5 protein-coding genes are annotated in these 4,037 nt (G+C 39.3%); all 5 read left to right on the top strand.

All coding sequences use genetic code 11. The features are described 5' to 3' along the window. Positions 1–111 precede the first annotated feature (111 nt). The 5 genes from ACLU24_RS14415 to ACLU24_RS14395 all read left to right on the top strand — a co-directional run bounded on the left by ACLU24_RS14415 (position 112) and on the right by ACLU24_RS14395 (position 3,938). Entirely contained in the window at positions 112–621 is a 510-nt protein-coding gene (locus tag ACLU24_RS14415) for a DUF5104 domain-containing protein (RefSeq protein ID WP_412613339.1), read from the top strand. Positions 622–894: 273 nt separating this feature from the next. Beyond that, positions 895–1,365, top strand: a complete 471-nt coding sequence (locus ACLU24_RS14410) for a hypothetical protein (protein WP_003864560.1) — start codon at positions 895–897, stop codon at positions 1,363–1,365. Between the two features lie 197 nt (positions 1,366–1,562). After that, positions 1,563–2,201: a CHC2 zinc finger domain-containing protein gene (locus ACLU24_RS14405; protein ID WP_003864559.1), complete on the top strand. Its 639-nt coding sequence runs from the start codon at positions 1,563–1,565 to the stop codon at positions 2,199–2,201. Further along, positions 2,125–3,489, top strand: coding sequence for a virulence-associated E family protein (locus ACLU24_RS14400; RefSeq protein WP_029677266.1), 1,365 nt, complete (start codon positions 2,125–2,127; stop codon positions 3,487–3,489). The genes ACLU24_RS14405 and ACLU24_RS14400 overlap by 77 nt, the downstream gene beginning before the upstream one ends. Before the next feature lie 251 nt (positions 3,490–3,740). Beyond that, positions 3,741–3,938, top strand: a complete 198-nt coding sequence (locus ACLU24_RS14395) for a hypothetical protein (protein ID WP_003864557.1) — start codon at positions 3,741–3,743, stop codon at positions 3,936–3,938. The last annotated feature ends 99 nt before the right edge of the window (positions 3,939–4,037 follow it).

The following is a 4,037-nucleotide window of genomic DNA, read 5'->3' as shown; positions in this document are numbered from 1 at the left end:
AAATATCTTCCATTCTTTAGGTTGATGAAGTATAATGATAGTAAGAAATTTTTTGTAATGACCTTAATCCAATAAGTGATTTTGCAATTATTCAGTAAAGGATGTAATTATATGAAAAAAGTATTGTTGCTTTCCAGTGTGATTATTATACTCGGTTTAACAGGCTGCTCTAACAAATATTTCAATGACTGGTTTAGCTCTGAACAAAATGAAACGGATAAGATGTGTCAACAAATTATCGAGGCATGTAAGCAACAGGATTCAGAGAAACTCAAATCTCTATTTTCCGAAGAAAGCAAAAAGAACATTGAGAATTTAGACACTGAAATCTCTGCTTTTTTCGATTATATTGAGGGCAGTATCCAAAGTTTTGAGGGCGATTGTGCATCATCAAGTGAAAGCAACTATGGTAAAAGGAAAACGGAATTGGATGGTATGTATCTCATATTGACAGAGAAGGAAAGGTATTGTATGAATTTTTATATGTATAGTCAGGATGATGAAAATGCCCAAAATGTGGGGATATATAAAATTGAAATTGCATTGGAGAGCGAAGTGGCTGAGGATAATTTTATATGGGATAATCCCCCAAACGGTATTTTTGTTGGAGGACAAAATTGATTTTTGTTATGAGAGAACATTAAAGTATAAATTTCGGATGGTATAAGAAAAACTGACTACAATTAAATCTTCACAGCTTTACTAAGCAGGAAATCTGAAAAGTTCTCCTGCTTTTTTGCACTCAAAATAGAATGTGGAACTCTAAGACACTTGCTGTCTTCGTTTTGAAAATGACAGGTGCTTTTGCTTTGGGAGGCAAGAAAAAATCTTCCATTCTTTAGGTTGATGAAGTATAATGTAAGCAACAAACTTGAAGTTTAAGGGGATGATATTATGGATTTTGCTATATTTAGATTGTTTATAAGAGTTTCATTATTTGTTATAGCGTTAATTGCTTGCATTATCTATCTAATTAAAAAAAGAAAACTTATCTATTCGATATTTTTTGATAAAGAAGCGATAAAAAAAGAATATACTGGAAAAAATGATATAATATTTCTTCGATTGGCTAATACCATTCTTGTTATAGTAGCTATTCTTTTAATCTTATATTTGAAAGATTTTGTTTTAGATATGCCTTACATCATAAACAAACAGTATAGTTATGCAGAAGGATATGTAACTGAACAATCTCATGGTGGTGCAGATATATCTTCTGAAAGAAGAAGTATTTTTCTATATGATAAAGTTAAAGATGATGAAATCGAAATCACAGTATTTTCAAGGTATATTGATAAAAATACTTATTTAAAGGTACAATATCTTCCGCATACGAAATATGGTGCTATTGTAGAAATTAAATAATTCATTCTAAAAAGAAAATTTCCAGTTTGTATAACTGGCAACCCAACCACAATTAAATCTTCACAGCTTTGCTAAGCAGGAAATCTGAAAAGGTCTCCTGCTTTTTTGCACCTAAAATTAAATATGGAACTCTAAGGCACTTGCTGTTTTCGTTTTGAAAATGACAGGTGCTTTTTTCGTTTCAGGAAAGGAGTCACATGAATGTATTTGAAGTTGTAAAAGAAAATGTTACTGCCCGACAAGCCGCAGAAGCCTATGGCTTGAAAGTGGGTCGCACAGGTATGGCGTGCTGTCCGTTTCACTCAGATAAGTCCCCCAGTATGAAGCTGGATGAACGCTATTACTGTTTTGGCTGCGGAGCAACCGGAGACGCTGTTGATCTCACAGCGAAGCTATTCGGTATCGGGCTGAGGGAAGCTGCTGTCAAACTTGCTGAAGATTTTGGTCTTAACTATGACAGCCGACAAAAGCCCAGTGTCCGCCCTCGTATTCGTGAGCCGACACCGGAACAGAAGTATCAAAAAGGAGAAAATCATTGCTACAAGGTGCTGACGGATTATTTTCATCTTCTTAGAGAATGGGAAAAGAAATACGCTCCTAAACAGCCGGATGAGGAATGGAATCCCCTGTTTGCAGAAGCACTGCATAAGAAGAACTATATCGAATATCTGCTTGATATTCTTCTGTATGGTTCATTGGAGGAACGAAAAGCACTTGTGGCAGAACAGAGAAAGGAGGTGTTAAAACTTGAACAGCGAATTGCAGAACTGTCAGCAGACAGAACCATGCACAGTAGAAGAAATCCGAAACAGCTTAGAGCAGAGCGAGAAAGGTAAGGTTTATAATACTGCCGCAAATTATAAGCGTGTTCTGCAATATGACCCGCTTTTGAAAGGGGCTATCCGAAAAAATCTTCTGACCGAAAGAATCGACATTGTGAAGCCCCTCGGTTGGTATCGTGACAGCCCGACATTGACGGATGTGGATGTGAAATATCTGCTCCTATATTTTGAAGAAAACTATGGATTGACCGTAGAGAAGAAAATCATAGACGCAGTTGCGGTTATTGCCAATGAAAACCGTTACCACCCTGTCTGTGATTTTCTCAATGCCTTGCAATGGGACGGAACGGAACGCATACGCTTCTGTCTGCACCGCTTTCTCGGTTCTGATACAGATGATTACACCTATGAAGCATTGAAGTTGTTTCTGTTGGGTGCTATCTCACGAGCCTTTAAGCCGGGGTGTAAATTTGAGGTAATGCTCTGTCTTGTAGGCGGTCAGGGAGCCGGAAAGTCCTCTTTCTTCCGTTTGCTTGCGGTCAATGATGACTGGTTCTCTGATGATTTGAAAAAGCTGGATGATGAAAATGTGTACCGCAAAATGCAGGGGCATTGGATTATTGAAATGTCGGAAATGATTGCAACTGCCAACGCTAAGAGCATTGAAGAAATCAAGTCCTTTCTGAGCCGACAAAAGGAAACCTATAAGATACCCTATGAAACACATCCGGCAGACAGAAAACGACAATGTGTGTTTGGAGGTTCTTCTAATACCCTTGACTTTCTTCCCCTTGACCGAACAGGCAACCGCCGCTTCGTTCCGGTTATGGTCTATCCTGAAAGGGCTGAGGTTCATATTTTGGCGGATGAACAGGCTTCCAGAGAGTATATCAATCAGATGTGGGCAGAAGCTATGGAGATTTACAGAAGCGGCAATTTCCGTCTGAGATTCAGTCCGGCTATGAACGCTTATCTGAAAGCCCACCAAAAGGACTTTATGCCGGAGGACACAAAGGCAGGACAGATTTTAGATTATCTGGAACGCTATTCCGGCAGCATAGTCTGCTCCAAACAGCTTTACAAAGAAGCACTGGGGCATGATTATGACGAACCGAAACAATGGGAACTGCGAGAGATCAATGACATTATGAATAACGCTGTCACAGGCTGGAGGGCGTTCAGCAATCCGAGGTATTTTCCAGAGCCTTACCGCAGACAAAAAGGCTGGGAGCGTATCAGGAACGACAACGAGCCTGACAACAGCATGGATGGTTTTCAAGAAATCCCGACAGAGGAAATGGAACAGTTAGGGCTTCCGGAAGAATGGTTGAAGCAAAAATAAAAGCCAGTTGTCGCTTCGGTTGTCGAGCCGGTTGTCGGTCTGGTTGTCGGGTAAAAATCCCGAAAGCCTTGATATTGCGGCACTTTTCCCTCTCTGACAACCATGACAACCAATATTATAAAGAAAAAGGAAATAGTAAAAAGATAGTATCGCCCGATAAAGAAAAAAGGTTTTCTGATGTCCGTTGTCGGAACTTCGTTGTCAGACCTTTCCTTGTCGGGCTTTTTTCATTTAATTAGGAGGAATATCGTATGACAAATATTGTGAACAGTACACTACCCACCCAAAATAACCATTCGGAGAAAAACAAACCGGATGGAGTTTTTGTGATTAAGCAAGGCAAAACAAATTATAAAGTCAAAGTGTTTTTTGACCATAGTAGCGGTTTGACTGCGGAGGACAGGTTGAAACGCATTATTCAGGCAGAAGCAGAGAGAGAATCTGCGTAAGTAATATGAAAAATATCCACGCACCCCCTTGACAAAAGCTTTCAGAAGATACTCTGTTAATGGCAATGGAGACTGCAGGAAACAAAGAGTTTGATGCAG

It is taken from the genome of Pseudoruminococcus sp., assembly GCF_047012705.1.
Lineage (GTDB): Bacteria > Bacillota > Clostridia > Oscillospirales > Acutalibacteraceae > Pseudoruminococcus.
The sequence above is the reverse complement of the archived record's forward strand: the minus strand, read 5'-3'. Positions and strand labels throughout refer to the sequence as shown.